The 14,248-nt window shown below is 69.0% G+C and carries 15 protein-coding genes; 4 read left to right on the forward strand and 11 right to left on the reverse strand.

Going from position 1 to position 14,248, the window contains the following annotated elements; translation table 11 throughout:
- Window positions 1-25 precede the first annotated feature (25 nt).
- From FFI87_RS15890 to flgB, 10 genes are all read right to left on the reverse strand, one after another.
- Window positions 26-781 carry a flagellar brake protein gene (locus FFI87_RS15890; protein WP_011658137.1) on the reverse strand — a complete coding sequence of 252 codons (756 nt, stop codon included), beginning with the start codon at window positions 779-781 and terminating at the stop codon, window positions 26-28.
- 210 nt (window positions 782-991) lie between these two features.
- Complete coding sequence (flgJ, locus tag FFI87_RS15895; protein ID WP_105831956.1) at window positions 992-1,984, reverse strand: flagellar assembly peptidoglycan hydrolase FlgJ; 993 nt, start codon at window positions 1,982-1,984, stop codon at window positions 992-994.
- Window positions 1,985-3,163 (reverse strand): flagellar basal body P-ring protein FlgI, encoded by a 1,179-nt coding sequence (locus FFI87_RS15900; RefSeq protein ID WP_041489963.1) that lies wholly within the window; start codon window positions 3,161-3,163, stop codon window positions 1,985-1,987. It abuts the gene before it with no gap.
- A 5-nt stretch (window positions 3,164-3,168) separates the two neighbouring features.
- Window positions 3,169-3,858 carry a flagellar basal body L-ring protein FlgH gene (gene flgH / locus FFI87_RS15905; RefSeq protein WP_012364902.1) on the reverse strand — a complete coding sequence of 230 codons (690 nt, stop codon included), beginning with the start codon at window positions 3,856-3,858 and terminating at the stop codon, window positions 3,169-3,171.
- A 21-nt stretch (window positions 3,859-3,879) separates the two neighbouring features.
- Entirely contained in the window at window positions 3,880-4,668 is a 789-nt protein-coding gene (flgG, locus tag FFI87_RS15910) for a flagellar basal-body rod protein FlgG (RefSeq protein ID WP_006755141.1), read from the reverse strand.
- Window positions 4,669-4,703: 35 nt separating this feature from the next.
- A complete protein-coding gene (gene flgF / locus FFI87_RS15915) occupies window positions 4,704-5,462 on the reverse strand; it encodes a flagellar basal-body rod protein FlgF (RefSeq protein WP_126228676.1) in 759 nt (252 codons plus the stop codon).
- A 20-nt stretch (window positions 5,463-5,482) separates the two neighbouring features.
- A complete protein-coding gene (gene flgE / locus FFI87_RS15920; protein WP_012364904.1) occupies window positions 5,483-6,724 on the reverse strand; it encodes a flagellar hook protein FlgE in 1,242 nt (413 codons plus the stop codon).
- Window positions 6,725-6,752: 28 nt separating this feature from the next.
- Window positions 6,753-7,499, reverse strand: a complete 747-nt coding sequence (locus FFI87_RS15925) for a flagellar hook assembly protein FlgD (protein WP_012364905.1) — start codon at window positions 7,497-7,499, stop codon at window positions 6,753-6,755.
- Window positions 7,500-7,581: 82 nt separating this feature from the next.
- Window positions 7,582-8,007: a flagellar basal body rod protein FlgC gene (gene flgC / locus FFI87_RS15930; RefSeq protein WP_006755137.1), complete on the reverse strand. Its 426-nt coding sequence runs from the start codon at window positions 8,005-8,007 to the stop codon at window positions 7,582-7,584.
- 37 nt (window positions 8,008-8,044) lie between these two features.
- Entirely contained in the window at window positions 8,045-8,533 is a 489-nt protein-coding gene (gene flgB / locus FFI87_RS15935) for a flagellar basal body rod protein FlgB (protein WP_006755136.1), read from the reverse strand.
- Window positions 8,534-8,738: 205 nt separating this feature from the next.
- Here flgB and flgA point away from each other — a divergent pair, with 205 nt between their 5' ends.
- The 3 genes from flgA (at window position 8,739) to FFI87_RS15950 (ending at window position 10,963) form a co-directional block, all read left to right on the forward strand.
- Window positions 8,739-9,989 (forward strand): flagellar basal body P-ring formation chaperone FlgA, encoded by a 1,251-nt coding sequence (flgA, locus tag FFI87_RS15940; RefSeq protein ID WP_138847018.1) that lies wholly within the window; start codon window positions 8,739-8,741, stop codon window positions 9,987-9,989.
- 118 nt (window positions 9,990-10,107) lie between these two features.
- Window positions 10,108-10,437, forward strand: a complete 330-nt coding sequence (gene flgM / locus FFI87_RS15945) for a flagellar biosynthesis anti-sigma factor FlgM (protein ID WP_012364908.1) — start codon at window positions 10,108-10,110, stop codon at window positions 10,435-10,437.
- A gap of 85 nt (window positions 10,438-10,522) precedes the next feature.
- Window positions 10,523-10,963 (forward strand): flagella synthesis protein FlgN, encoded by a 441-nt coding sequence (locus FFI87_RS15950; RefSeq protein ID WP_006755733.1) that lies wholly within the window; start codon window positions 10,523-10,525, stop codon window positions 10,961-10,963.
- A gap of 163 nt (window positions 10,964-11,126) precedes the next feature.
- Here FFI87_RS15950 and FFI87_RS15955 read toward each other — a convergent pair whose 3' ends face one another.
- Complete coding sequence (locus tag FFI87_RS15955; RefSeq protein ID WP_138847017.1) at window positions 11,127-12,977, reverse strand: M24 family metallopeptidase; 1,851 nt, start codon at window positions 12,975-12,977, stop codon at window positions 11,127-11,129.
- Between the two features lie 427 nt (window positions 12,978-13,404).
- Here FFI87_RS15955 and FFI87_RS15965 point away from each other — a divergent pair, with 427 nt between their 5' ends.
- Window positions 13,405-14,232, forward strand: coding sequence for a helix-turn-helix domain-containing protein (locus tag FFI87_RS15965; protein ID WP_138847015.1), 828 nt, complete (start codon window positions 13,405-13,407; stop codon window positions 14,230-14,232).
- Window positions 14,233-14,248 lie beyond the last annotated feature (16 nt).

Consider the following 14,248-nt stretch of genomic DNA (forward strand, 5'->3'; position numbering starts at 1 on the left):
CCGAGCGGGGCCGCGAGGGGGTGCGTCAGGCCCGCGCGAGCGAGCGGCGCTTCATCTCGAGCTGCGTGATCAGGCGCTGCAGCGTGTTCTCCGCGCTGCCCGGCAGCGACATGAAGCGAAAGCCGAGCTGGTAGCGCCGCGAACCGTTCGGCATCTGCGTCGAGCGCTGCGACACGAGACGCAGCTCGAGCGACAGCTTGCCGTGGCCGGTCAGCTCGAGCTCGACGTCCGGCAGCAGCGTGCCGACCTCGAGCGCCTCGACGCGCTCGTCGGCCGTGCGCAACCCGACGCCGCCCAGCGACAGGTTATGCACCTCGAACACGAAGCTCTCGCCGTCCGGCAGCGTGCCGCGGCACAGGAACGGATCGACGATCGGCGCATCGACGCGGAAGTACTCGCGGCGCTGGATGCACATCAGCACGTCGGGGAAATCGGCGACGAACGCGGGCAGCCCCTCGTAGCGCGTCTCGCGCGGCGTGCTCGTGGTGAATTCGACGCGCACGCCCTCCGGCGCGGCCGAGAACGTGCAGTGCGACGCGGCGAGGATGCTGGCGTTTTGCTCGGACAGCGCACCCCAGTCGAACGTGAACGTGCGCGCGCCGACGTCGACCTCGAGCAGGCGCGTGACCAGCTGACCGCCCGGGTACTGGACGGTCAGGAAGTCGCCGCGGTTCACGAGATTGCGCAGCTGCACGCCGATCTCCAGCGGATTGCGGCGGGCGTAGTCAGGCCCGGAATGGCCCGCATCCAGGCTCGGATCGGTCGACGTTTCGATATTCATGGCTAGCCGGTTTTCTTGTCAGGGCGCCCGGACGACCGGTGCGCAGTAAAACCGGGCCAGAACAGGGCCCGGTTGCAGGTCTCACACACTTAGCGGCAGTGCTCACCGAAAGTTTAGATCGAATTGCCGATATTTTTCGCGCAAACGTTGAAACCGCGCGCGGCGGGGTGCCGGGCGCGGTCCGAAAGGCGGCGGAACGGGGCCTGCCCGTCAGCCGATCTGCTGCATGATCGAGATCAGCTTCTTCGCGTAATTCGGGTCGGTCGCGTAGCCGGCCTTCTGCATCCCGTGCGCGAAACCCTCGACGCTGCGGCTCGCGCTCAGTACGCCCGCGTAGCGCGGGTTGTTCTTCAGCAGGTTCGCATAGTCGGTCATCGCATGCTCGTACGAATCATACGCGCGGAACTTCGCGACGACGCGCCGCGGCGTGCCGTTCACGTACTCGGTCGTCAGCGCCGACACCGTGCGGCCCGTCCAGCCCTTGTTCGCCTTGATGCCGAACACGTTGTAGCTCGTCGAGCCGTCGCTCGCGCGGATCTCGCGCTTGCCCCAGCCCGATTCGAGCGCGGCCTGCCCGACGATGAAGCGCGCCGGAATGCCGGTGCTCGCGCTCGCCGCCTGCGCCGGCGCGGCGAGCCGGTCGACGAACGCGTCGGCGTCCTGCACGCCGCTCGCGCCCTTCAACGGCGGCGTGAGCGCGCTGCCGGCCGAGTAGCCGCGCGCGCCGGCGAGCCCGCCGTTGTTCGCCGCGTTCGCGTACGCCCGCGCCATCGCATTCATCGCGGCGAGGCTGCCTTCGTTGCCCGACGTGCCAGCGCCGGCCGCGCCCAGGCCCGCCGCACCCAGCCCGGCCGCGCCGGCGTCGGCCGCCGTGCCGCCGCCCTGCCCCGCGTTGCGCATCAGCTGCTTCATCAGCGCGTCGGCGACGCCGATCCCGCGCTTCGACATCTGCTGCGCGAGCTGCTGGTCGAGCATCGACGTGTACATCTTCGACGTGTGCGAATCGAGCAGGCCACCGTCGGGCGTCGCGTCGCGCATGCTCTTGAGCATCATCTGCGTGAACATCGCGTCGAACTGGCCCGCGACCGCCTTCGCGCCGGCCTGCGGCGACTGCCTCGCCTGCGCGCGCAGCGCATCGAAGCCCTGCACGTCGAGCGCGAAGCGCTGGGTGAGATCGTTCGCGTCGGGAAGGTTCGCTGCCATTTAGATCACCTCAAGATCGGCGCGCAGTGCGCCGGCCGCCTTCATCGCCTGCAGGATCGACATCAGGTCCGCCGGCGTCGCGCCGAGCGAGTTCAGCGCCTTCACGACGTCGGCGAGGTTCGCGCCGGCCGTCACCATCTTCAGCGCCCCGTTGTCCTGCTTCAACTGGATCTGCGACTGCTGCGCGACCACCGTCTGCCCGTTCGAGAACGGCCCCGGCTGCGACACCACCGGCTGCGTGTTGACGACCACCGACAGGTTGCCGTGCGCGACCGCGCAGCTTTGCAGCGTCACCATCTGGTTCATCACGATCGAGCCGGTGCGCGCGTTCAGGATGACCTTCGCGGCGGCCTTGTCCGGGCTCACGTCGAGGTTCTGCAGGCGCGCCATGAACGCGACCTGCTGCGCGGAATCCGCCGGCGCGGCGAGCTGGATCGTGCGGCCGTCGAGCGCCGTCGCGGTGCCCGGGCCGAAGCTCGAATTGACCGCGGACACGATCCGCTGCGCGGTGCCGTAGTCCATGTCGTTCAGCTGCAGCTGCAGCACGCCGTTCATCTGCGCGATCGCGTTCGGCACCGAGCGCTCGACGATCGCGCCGCCGACGATCCGGCCGGCCGCGAGCTGGTTCACCTGGACGCGGCTGCCGTTCGCGCTCGCGCCCGCGCCGCCCACCGCCATGTTGCCCTGCGCGAGCGCGTACACCTGCCCGTCCGCGCCTTTGAGCGGCGTGAGCAGCAGCGTGCCGCCGCGCAGGCTCTTCGCGTTGCCGAGCGACGACACGGTCACGTCGAGCGCCTCGCCCGGCCGCGCGAACGGCGGCAGCGTGGCGGTCACCATCACCGCCGCGACGTTCTTCAGCTGCATGTTGTTCAGCGACGACGGGCCGCCGTTGGCCGACCCGTTGTTGATCGAGATGCCGAGGTTCGCGAGCATGTTCGCGAGCGTCTGCGTCGTGAACGGCGTCTGCATCGTCTGGTCGCCCGTGCCGTCGAGGCCGACGACGAGGCCATAGCCGATCAGCGGGTTGTCGCGCACGCCCTGGATCTGCGCGAGATCCTTCAGGCGTTCCGCGTGCGCGCCCGGCGCGCCGAACGCGCATGCGGCCAGCACGAGCGCGGCGGCGATCCGCGCGACGGCCTGCGCGCGGGACGACAGTCGATGGAAAAGAGGCTGCGGCATCGTCATCACCACGGTGCGAGGTTGAGGAAGAAGCGCTGCAGCCAGCCCATCGTCTCGGCTTCGTTGATATAGCCCTTCGACGAGTATTCGATCTTCGCGTCGGCGACCTGCGTCGAGTAGACCGAGTTCGCGCCCGAGATCGTGTTCGGGTTGACGACCCCCGAGAAGCGCACGAACTCGTTGCCCTGGTTGATCAGCATCTGCTTCTCGCCGCTGACGACGAGGTTGCCGTTCGGCAGCACGTTGGTGACGGTCACGGTGATCGTGCCGTTGAACGTGTTCGCAGCACTCGCGCCGCCCGTCGCCGCGAACTTGTTGGCGCCGGCCGCCGACATGTTCGCCTTCGCGAACAGCCCGCCGAGGAAGCCGGCCGTCGGCACGCTGAAGTCGGTGTTGCCCTGCCGGTTGGTGTTCGCCCCCGACGACTTGGTCGCGTTGATGTTCTCCGCGATCATGATCGTCAGGATGTCGCCAACGTTGCGCGGCCGCTGGTCCTCGAACAGCGGCCGGCCCGCGTAGCCCGGGTTGTAGATCGAGCCGGGCGCCTGCATCGACATCGGCATCGGCGGCTGCGCCGTCATCGGCTGCTGGATGATCGGATCGCGCGGAATCTGCGCGCAGCCGGCGAGCGCGGCCACCGCGAGCGCGCACACGGCGCGCACGGGGGCTGACGGGAGGAGGCGAACCTGCTTCATGGCGACGACTGGACTTTCCGGTTAGCTCTTCATCTGCGTGACGGTCTGCAGCATCTGGTCGGACGTCGTCACGGCCTTGCTGTTGATCTCGTACGCACGCTGCGTCTGAATCATGTTGACGAGCTCCTGCACGACGTTCACGTTCGACGCCTCGACGTAGCCCTGGTTGAGCACGCCCGCGCCGTTCAGGCCCGGCTGCGCCACGTTCGGCGCGCCCGACGACGTGGTTTCGGCGAACAGGTTCTCGCCCTTCGCCTCGAGGCCGGCCGGGTTGATGAAGGTGGCGATCTGCAACGAGCCGATCTGCACCGCGTTGCTCGAGCCCGGCTGCGTGACCGACACGACGCCGTCCTTGCCGATCGTCAGCGACTGCGCGTTCTGCGGCACGGTGATCGCCGGCAGGATCTGGTAGCCGCTCGACGTGACGAGCTGGCCCTGCGCGTTGGTCTGGAACGAGCCGTCGCGCGTGTACGCATTCGTGCCGTCCGGCATCAGCACCTGGAAGAAGCCCGCGCCGTTGATCGCGACGTCCTTCGAGTTGCCGGTCTGCGTGAGCCCGCCCTGCGTGTACAGGCGCTCGGTCGCGACCTGCTGCACGCCGGTGCCGAGCTGCAGGCCCGACGGCAGCTCGGTCTGCTGCGTCGAGTTCGCGCCCGGCTGGCGGATGGTCTGGTACAGCAGATCCTCGAACACCGCGCGCGACGCCTTGAAGCCGTTCGTGCTGGTGTTCGCGAGGTTGTTCGAGATCACGTCCATCTGCGCCTGCTGCGCATTCATGCCGGTGGCGGCAATGTAGAGCGAACGGTTCATGTTGAATCTTCTCCTGGTAGCGAGGGCCGTGCCGCTCAGCTGAAGTTGAGCAGCTGGTTCGCCGACTGCTCGTTCTGGTCGGCCGTCTGGATCAGCTTCGACTGCAGCTGGAACGCCCGTGCGTTGTCGATCATCGCGACCATCGCGGTCACCGGATTCACGTTGCTGCCTTCGAGCGAATTCGGCGTGACGACCACGCTCGGGTCGCTGTCGGCCGGATTGCCGTCGGCGGTGCGGAACAGCCCGTCGTTGCCGCGCGAAAGCGTGGCCGGATCGGGGTTCACGAGCTTCATCTGGTCGACGATCGCGACCGCCGTCGGCGGGTCGCCCGGCATCAGCGCGGACACCGTGCCGTCCTTGCCGATCGTCACTTCCGCGTTCGGCGGCACCGAAATCGGGCCGCCGTTGCCGATCACCGGCAGGTTGCTCGCGTTGACGAGCTGGCCGTTTTCATCGACGTGCAGGTTGCCGGCGCGCGTGTACGCCTCGCTGCCGTCGGCCGTCTGCACCGCCAGCCAGCCGGCGCCCTGCACGGCGACATCGAGCGGGTTGCCCGTGCGCGTGATCGGACCCGGCGCGTAGTCGGCGCCGGGCGTCGACGCGAGCACGTAGGTGCGCGTCGTCGTCGGATCGCTCGTGCTGCCGTCGCCGAAATTCATCGGCACCGCGCGGTAGGTCGCGAGCTGCGCGCGAAAACCCGTCGTCGACGCGTTCGCGAGGTTGTTCGCGACGATCGCCTGCTGGTCGAGCGACTGCGACGCGCCCGTCATCGCCGTGTAGATCAATCGGTCCATGGCTGCCGGTTATCCGCGCGTTACAGGTTGATGAGCGTCTGGTCGACGGTCTGCTGCGTCTTGATCGTCTGCGCGTTCGCCTGGTAGTTGCGCTGCGCGGTGATCAGGTTGACGAGCTGCGACGTCAGGTCGACGTTCGAGTTCTCGAGCGCGCTGCCCTGCAGCACGCCGTGGTTCGTGCTGCCCGGCGCGGAGATCTGCGGCACGCCCGATGCGGAGGACTCCGCATACTGGTTGCCGCCGAGGTTCACCAGCCCGTTCGGGTTGTTGAAGTTCGCGAGCGCGATCTGGCCGAGCACGGCGGTCTGGCCGTTCGAGTAGTTGCCGGTCAGCTTGCCGTCGGCACCGATCGAGTAGGTCGTCAGCGTGCCGCTCGCGTAGCCGTCCTGCGCGAGGTTGTTCACGCCGTCCTTGCCGCCGTACTGCGTCGTCCCGGTCAGGTCGAGCGTGAGGCTTTGCGGCGTCGCCGAGCCGTCGGTGTTCGGCACGGTGAACTGGAACTGGCCGAGCGACGTGGTCGGCGCCGCCGGCGTGCCCGTCGTCGTGCTCTTGATCGCGCCCGACGTATCGAACGTGACCGTGCCGAGATCGGTCGTCGCGCCGCCCTGGACGCCCGCGTACGCTTCCCACGTGCCGGCCGCCGACTTCACGAAGTACATGTTGACCGCCTGCGAACCGCCGAGCGAGTCGTACACCTGGATCGACGTCGAGTAGTTGTAGGTCGTGCTGTCGGTCGCGCTGAACGGCGTCTTGGTCGGCACCGTGTCCTGCGAGTTCAGGTTGAACTGGCCGGTAATCTTGGTCGTCGCGGTCGGCGCGATGTTGGTCGTCGGCGCCTGCAGCGGCACGGTCTGCGCGGTGTTGATCACGCCGCCCGAGCCAGCCGTGTAGCCCATCAGGTTGCGGCCTTGCGAGTCGACGATGAAGCCGTTCTTGTCGCGCTGGAACGTGCCGTCGCGCGAGTACGTCGTCACGCCGTTGTTCGACATCTGGAAGAAGCCGTTGCCGTTGATCGCGACGTCGAGCGACGAGTTCGTCGTGTTGATCGTGCCCTGGCCGAACTGCTGCTGTACCGACGCAAGCCCCGTCCCGATCCCGATCTGCGTGTTGACCGACGTCGCGATCGAGTTCGCGTACATGTCGGAGAACTGCGCGGTGCTCGACTTGAAGCCGACCGTGTTCGCGTTGGCGATGTTGTTGCCGATCACGTCGAGCGCGTTCGATGCGCCGGCGAGGCCGCTCAGACCCTGTTGATAACCCATTTCGGTCTCCGTTTTCGAGAAAGCTGGATCAGTTGGTGGTGGTGGCGTCGGAGGTCGACGACGATGCGGTGTTCGGGAAGATCGACGCGACCTGGGTGAGCCCCACGGTCGTGCCGTTCGACAGCACGAGCCCCGCCGTGCCGTCCGCCTGCTTGATCACGCTCTGTACCTGCGCGGCCGCGAGCACGGTCGGCGCATACGTCTTGCCGTCGCTGCCCGTGTATTGCGCGCTCACGGTGTACTTGCCGTCCGGCAGCGCGTTGCCCGCTGCATCGGTCGGCGTCCAGTTGAACGGCACCGTGCCGGCCGACTGCTTGCCCGCGTTGATCGTGTTGACGACGGCGCCCGAGCTGTTCTTCACGGTGATCGTCAGGTTCGACACGTCGTTCGCGAGCGACACGCCGAACGGCGACGCCGCGCCGCCCTTCACCGCGACGCCGTTGCCCGGCGCGAGCACGTTCGTGCCGATCAGGAGCGCGGCCTGCGTCTGCTGGCCGGCCGCGAGCTGGCTCGACAGCGACGTGAGCGACGTGTTGAGCTGCGCGATGCCGCTCACCGTGTTGATCTGCGCGAGCTGCGACGTCATCTGCGAACTGTCGACGGGGCTCGTCGGATCCTGGTTCTGCAGCTGCGTGACGAGCAGCTTCAGGAACGTCGCCTGCAGGTCGCTCGCCGACGTGCCGGTCGTCGACACGTTGCGGGTGTTCATCGTGTCGGTCGGCAGGGTCGACACGTTGGTGCCGTTGCTGCCGATCGTCGTGCTGGTGGATGTCATCCTGAATGGCCTTGTGTCGGAACTGTCGGGTCTGGGGTCTCGATGTGTCGGTATCTCTGTGTCGAAGCGCGCCCGGCGCGGCTTACGAGCCGATCGTCAGCGTCTTGAGCATCAGCGTCTTCGCGGTGTTCAGCGTCTCGACGTTGGCCTGGTACGAGCGCGACGCCGAGATCATGTTCACCATCTCCTGCACCGGATCGACGTTCGGCATCTGCACGTAGCCGTTCGCGTCGGCGGACGGGTTCGCCGGGTCGTAGGTCGACTTCATCGGCGACGGATCGTCCATCACCTTCGTCACGCGCACGCCGCCCACGCCCTGGCCGGACGCGGTGCGCGCGCCGCCCATCGGGTCGGTCGCGAACACGACCTGCTTGGCCTTGTACGGCTTGCCGTCGGGGCCGGTCGCGCTGTCGGCGTTCGCGAGGTTCGACGCGGTGACGTTCAGGCGCTGCGATTGCGCGGACAGCGCCGAACCGGCGACGCCGAAGATGTTCATCAACGAGGGCATGAGGGCTCCTTGTTCGGGTACGGAAAGCGCCGCGCGCTTACGAGTTCGTCGAGATCGCGGCGATCATCGCCTTGATCTGCTGGGTCATCACGGTCATCCCGGTTTCGTAGTGCAGCGCGTTGTTCGCGAACTGCACGCGCTCGACGTCGAGATCGACCGTGTTGCCGTCGAGCGACGGCTGCAGCGGCATCCGGTATTGCGAACGACCGTAGTCGTCGGCAGGGCCGCCCGTCGGAATCAGCTTCGCGGCGCCGGCCATGTGGCCCGGCGCCGTCGATACCATCGTCATCCCGCTCGCCACGCCGGCCGGCTGCGCCATCGGCAGCTGCGCGGCGTTGCTCGGCGCGAGGCCGCCGTGGGTCTGCTTCAGCGAGCGCGCGAGGGTCGACGCGAAATCGACGTCGCGGGCCTGGTAGCCCGGCGTGTCGGCGTTCGCGATGTTCGACGACAGCAGTTCCTGCCGATAGGCGCGCACGTCGAGCGCCTGGCGGCCGAACGCGAATTCGGCATCGAGTTTGTCCAGCATGTGTGCGTCTCTCCGTATGAAGCGCTGCACGCCCGTTGCGCCGGATGGCGACCCAAGGGGCTTTTTTCCATGACAGCGATGGTAGGCGTCGCGCGCAACCGGCAATCGGGCGAATAACGCGGCAAAGGCCCCCTCTATTCATCGTTTGCGCGACGGCCCCGCTGCCTAGAATGCGATTCGGATCAACGGTTTCGAGGACACGGCGATGACAGGCAGCGCACTTCGCGGGAACGACGGACGCCGGACGCGCGTGCCGCGTGCGTACGCGCTCGCCGCGGCGCTGTGGCTCGCGGTGCCGGCGGCGCACGCGGACGACGGGATGATCGTGATCCCCGGACGCGGCGAGACGGCCGAGACGGCGCTCGCGCATGCGAATGCGGCGAGCGGCGGGCAGTTCGGCGGGAATGCGGGGATGGCGTCGGGCGCGGCGGTGGGTGCGGCGTCGGGCGCGGGAACGGTGTCGGGCGCGGGCATGGCGATGGCGGGCGGTGCGGCCGGCACTGCCGCGGCTGCCTACGCGGCGCAGCCGGCCGGCTCGATGGTCGTGACGAGCGTTCCTCCGCCGGCCGTCGTGCCGGCGCCTGCACCGCGCGCCGTCTACGCGGCCGCACGCATGAACACCGGTTACGGCGCGCCGCGCGCGGCCGATCCGGGCGCCGTCGCGACCGTCGTCGCCGGTACTGCCGAACCCGCGTCGAATCCCGCGCGTGCGGCGATCGCCCCGCGCGTCGCGGCAGCGCGCCCCCTCCCGGCCGCACCGGCCCCGCGCGCGCCGACGGCGTCAACCACCGCGGCCCAGGCGGCCGCCGCGCCCCAGCCGGCGACGCCGCCCGGCCAGCAGGACCCCGACGCGATCCGGCGCACGGCCCTCGCGTTCCTCCAGCAGCAGATCGCCGGCCTGCCGGGCAAGAGCACCGCGACCGTCGCGGCCGCGTTTCCGCGCGGGCTCGCCGCGTGCACGACGCTCGAGCCGTTCCTGCCGACCGGTGCGCGCCTGTGGGGCCGCACGACGGTCGGCGTGCGCTGCGCGGGCGAACGGCCGTGGACCGTCTACCTGCAGGCGAAGGTTGCCGTGCAGGCCACCTATTACGTCGCCGCGCGGCAGATCGCGCCGGGCGAGCCGCTCACCGCGGCCGACCTCGTCGCGCGCGACGGCGACCTGACGGTGCTGCCGCTCGCGGTGATCACCGATCCCGCGCAGGCGGTCGGCGCGACCGCGCTAGCCCGGATCTCGGCCGGGCTGCCGCTGCGCCAGGACATGCTGAAGAGCGCCGCGTCGGTGTCGGCCGGCCAGACGGTGCGGGTCGTCGCCGCCGGGCCCGGCTTCACGATCTCGGCCGAGGGCAGCGCGCTCGCGAACGCGGCGCCGGGCCAGTCGATACGGGTCAGGATGGCCGCGGGGCAAATCGTCACGGCGATCGTCAAGGACGCCGGCACCGTGGAAATTCCGCTGTAGGGGCGGATCCCGCCGCAAGATTGCAAAGAATTGTTTATTCGGAGCCTGTCGGGCTCACGATGCTAAAGTTCGGGCCGACCCGGCCGTTATCTGGGTCATACCGTACAGGAAACCCATCGTGAAGATCGATTCCACTCCGAAACCGAGCCCCCTCGCGTCGACCGGCAACGGCGCGACCCGCGCGCAATCCGGCGCGGCTTCGTCGTCCGCGCAGACGGCCGACGCAGGATCGACCGGCGGCGACACGACCGTGAACCTGTCGGGTCTGTCGGGCCAGCTGCGTTCGCTGTCGGCCTCCGGCAGCGCCGACATCGACACGGCCCTCGTCCAGTCGATCAAGGACGCGCTGAACGACGGCACGCTGACGATCGACGTGAACAAGATCGCCGACGGCGTATTGAATACCGCCCGCGACCTGCTGCAACAGCAGCGCTCGCAGGGCAACTGAGCCGGCCCGGGGCCCGTCACGCCCTGACCGGTCCCCTGGTTTGCCGGCATGCGCCACCGCGTGCCGGCGCGACGAGCATGACGCGATGAGAGAAGAGCTGCTGGCCACGGTCAACGACGAACACGCGACGGTCGAAGCGTTCGCGTCCCTGCTCGCCTACGAGGAAAAGGCGCTCACGACACCGGAGCCGCTCGACATGCTGCCCGGCATCGTCGAGAAGAAGAGCGTGCTGATCGACCGGCTCGCGCAGCTCGAGCGCACGCGCGACACGCAGCTGTCCGCGCTTGGCTTTCCGGCCGGCAAGAAAGGCATGGACCAGGCCGCCGAGCGCGATGCACGCCTCGCCGGCCGCTGGCAGTTGCTGCTGCAGGCTGCCGAACGCGCGCGCCAGGCCAATGCGACCAACGGGATGCTGATCCGGATCCGGATGGACTACAACGAGCGCGCGCTCGCGGTGCTGCGCTCGGCTCCCGCGCCGGCCGGCGTGTACGGGCCCGACGGACGCGTATCGGCGCTGATGCGCTGAAACGCTGACGTACCTGTCACGCCGACGCTCTGATGTACTGATCAGGTCGTCGCTCCGACGTACCGATCATGCCGGGACCCCGACGCGCCGATCACGCCGGCACCCCGACGCACCGATCATGCCGGCGCTCCGACGCGCCGGCCGCGCGCGCGCCCTCCCCGCCTTACAGCAGCGGACACGCAGTGACCTGCGTGCCGCGTTCCACGCAAAGCCGTTCGTAGTCGCGCAGGTACGCACGCTCGCCGTCGTCCAGCAGCTCGATATCGATCAGGTCCCAGTCGTAGCCGACGGTGACGATGTTCTCGAACGAGACGGTGTCCGATGCGTCGTCGTCCGCGCGCACGATCACGATGTTCTCGATCCGCACGCCGCCCTTGCCCGGCACGTAGATGCCCGGCTCGACCGAAATCACCGCATTCGGCACCAGCCCGTACTTCGCGCCCGGCGCGAACCGCACGCCGCCCTCGTGGACGTGGATCCCGACGCCATGCCCGGTGCCGTGGCCGAAATCGTAGCCATGGTCGCGGCACACCTGCCGTACCGCTGCATCGACATCGCCGCCCGTGGCCGTCTTCGGGAAGCGCGTGACGAGCCCCTTGATGCAGGCCTTCAGCGCGACCGTATAGATCTCGCGCTGCCACGGCTGCGCGACCGTTTCCGGCCGCGTGCGACGCAGAACGACCCGCGTGCAGTCCGTCGCGAAACCGGCGTCGTAATACGCGCCGCTGTCGAGCAGCACGAGTTCGCCTTCCGTCAGCTCGACCTCGGCGCTCGCCGTCGTGTAGTGCGCGAACGCGCTGTTCGCGCCGTTCGCCGCGATCGACGGGAACGTCAGCGCGACCGCCGAACGCGCGCCGTACGCGTCGTTGATCGTGCGGGCCAGGTCGTATTCGGTATGGCGCCGCCCCGGCTCGCCGGTCTTCGCCCAGCGCATCGTTTCGGCGATCGCCGCCGAACTGCGCGCGAATGCGTCGCGGAACCGGTCGAGCACCGCCGGCGTCTTGCTCGCCCGCATCGCCTCGACCGGGTTGAAATCGGCGTGGCGCGCATGCGGCCACACGCGGCGCACCGACTCGACGAGCGCGCAGTTGACCGATTCGAAGCCGTAGCACACGTGGTCGACCGCGCATGACGCGAGGAAGCGCTCGAGTTCGGCGAAGTCGCGCCGGATCACGTGCAACGCCGGATACGACGCCAGCTCGACCGGGCACCGGTCGCAGCCTTCCGGCAGGAACAGCACGACCTGCGCGCCGACCGCGAACAGGAAGCCCAGATGCGACGACACGTTCGGGACGTGATAGCCGCGGCTGTTCAGCAGGTACGCGAGATCGTCCGACGCACACGTGAAGAATGCGGTCTTGCCGGGCGCCGCGCCGGTGTGCGCGGCGAGCCGGCGGTTCAGCGCGTCGAGGTTCTGCGCGACGCTCGCGCCGGTCATCGTGTCCGGCAGCTCGAAGATCGGCCGCTCGACCACCCAGCCCGGCAGCGCGATCGCGCGGTCGATCTCGCGCTCGACGAGACTCGTCCAGTCGAACGACGCGGGCTGCGTCTGCTCGAGGAGCCGATCGCGCTGCGCGACACTGATCCGCAGCGCGTCGTAGCCGACCCGCGCGAGCCGGCTCGCGTGCACGACCAGCCAGTCGGCCAGCGCCTGCCAGATCGTCACGTTCATCCCGAGCTTCTCGATCCGCACGTGCGCCGGGTCGCACTGCCGTTCGGCCTGCAGGTGATAGCGGCCGTCGACGAACAGCACGAACGGCGGCACGCCGAGCGCCTGCGCGGTCGCCGCGCTCAGGAAGATCCCGCAGCCGGCCGAGCCGTCGAAGCCCGACAGCGCGTAGCGCGGGTTGTTGCTGCGCGGCAGGTATTCGGTGATGTATTCGTCCTGCGACGTGACGACCACGGCGTCGAGCCGCAGCGCGTCGAGCGCGCGCGACAGGCCGCGCTGCGTGTCGGCGACGCACGCGTCATACGGGGGAAGGCCGGAGAAGCTGTATTTCAGTCGATCGATCATCGGATACCCGCTAATGATTGTTGTCGGCAGCCGGCGGTGTCACGCGGCATCGCGCACGCGGCGCGCCGCCCGGGCGCGGACGACGCAAGGCCCCGCGGGCAGCCGGGCGGCGGCGCCGCAGCGCCGTTCCGGCGCCGGTCTCGGGAAAAATTTTTGTCCCACTTAACTTTGTTTGATGCGTCGACAGAATCTAGAGCACGCTCAAATTGAGGTCAAGCCAAAATTTTCGTAGGGCTAAAATTACCGGCACGGCGCGAAGGGTGCGCCGCCAGGCGCGGCGTGGCGCCGTGCGGGCGCCACCGCGCGGTACAATGCGCCGGCATCGCCGTCCCGACGGCCATGCGTCGTGCGCTTCGCGGAACGCAACGTCCCGGCGGCTGCATCGCCCTTCCGCTCGCCTCCCGACTCGTTGTCACGAAAGAGATTCATGGATTCAGACCTCATGCGTATCGGCCAGCGCATCCGGCGCCTGCGCCGGGAAGCGAAGAAGACGCTGCTGGAAGTCGCGACCGAGGCGAACCTGTCGATCGGATTCCTGTCGCAGGTCGAGCGCAATCTCACCGGGATCTCGCTGTCGTCGCTCGTCAACGTCGCGACGGCGCTGAACGTGCCGCTCGGCACGCTGATCGAGCAGCCGCGCCAGGCGCAGCCCGACTCGCGCGCGGGCCGCCGCGAACCGTACGCGGTCGACGCCACGTCGCAATGGTACGAACGGCTGTCGACCACCTTCGATGGCAGCCAGATCCACGCGCTCAAGGTCCGGATGATGGAGGGCTACCGTTCGGAATGGGTCGCGCACGGCGGCGACGAGTTCGTGTACGTGCTGACCGGCCGCGTCTGCTACACGATCGGCAAGAAGGATTACCCGCTGTCGCCCGGCGACTCGCTGCACTTCGACGCGCGCAAGCGCCATCGCGTCGCGAATGTCGGCGACGGGCCGGCCGAACTGATCGCGGTCGGCACGCTGCCGCTCTTCGACGACAGTTGCGCCGAGTTCGGATCCGCGACAATGGAAATCAGGCCGCCCGCGCGCGATGCCGGGCCGACGCCGGGCGAGCCGCGCGTGAGCCGCCGCGAACAGGCGCAGCAACGCGAACAAGAGCACGACGCGAACGCGGCCGCGCCTGCCGTCCTGCCGCCCCGCGTGGCGGTCAAGCCGGCGGCCAAGCCCACTGCCGGCAAGCCGCGCGCGACCACGGGCAAACGCCCGGCCGCCGCCACCCCGGCCCGCGCCACTGCCCGCACGAAGCAATGACGGCTGGCGGCCGGGC

The organism is Burkholderia sp. KBS0801 (assembly GCF_005937855.2).
Taxonomy (GTDB): Bacteria; Pseudomonadota; Gammaproteobacteria; order Burkholderiales; family Burkholderiaceae; genus Burkholderia; species Burkholderia ambifaria.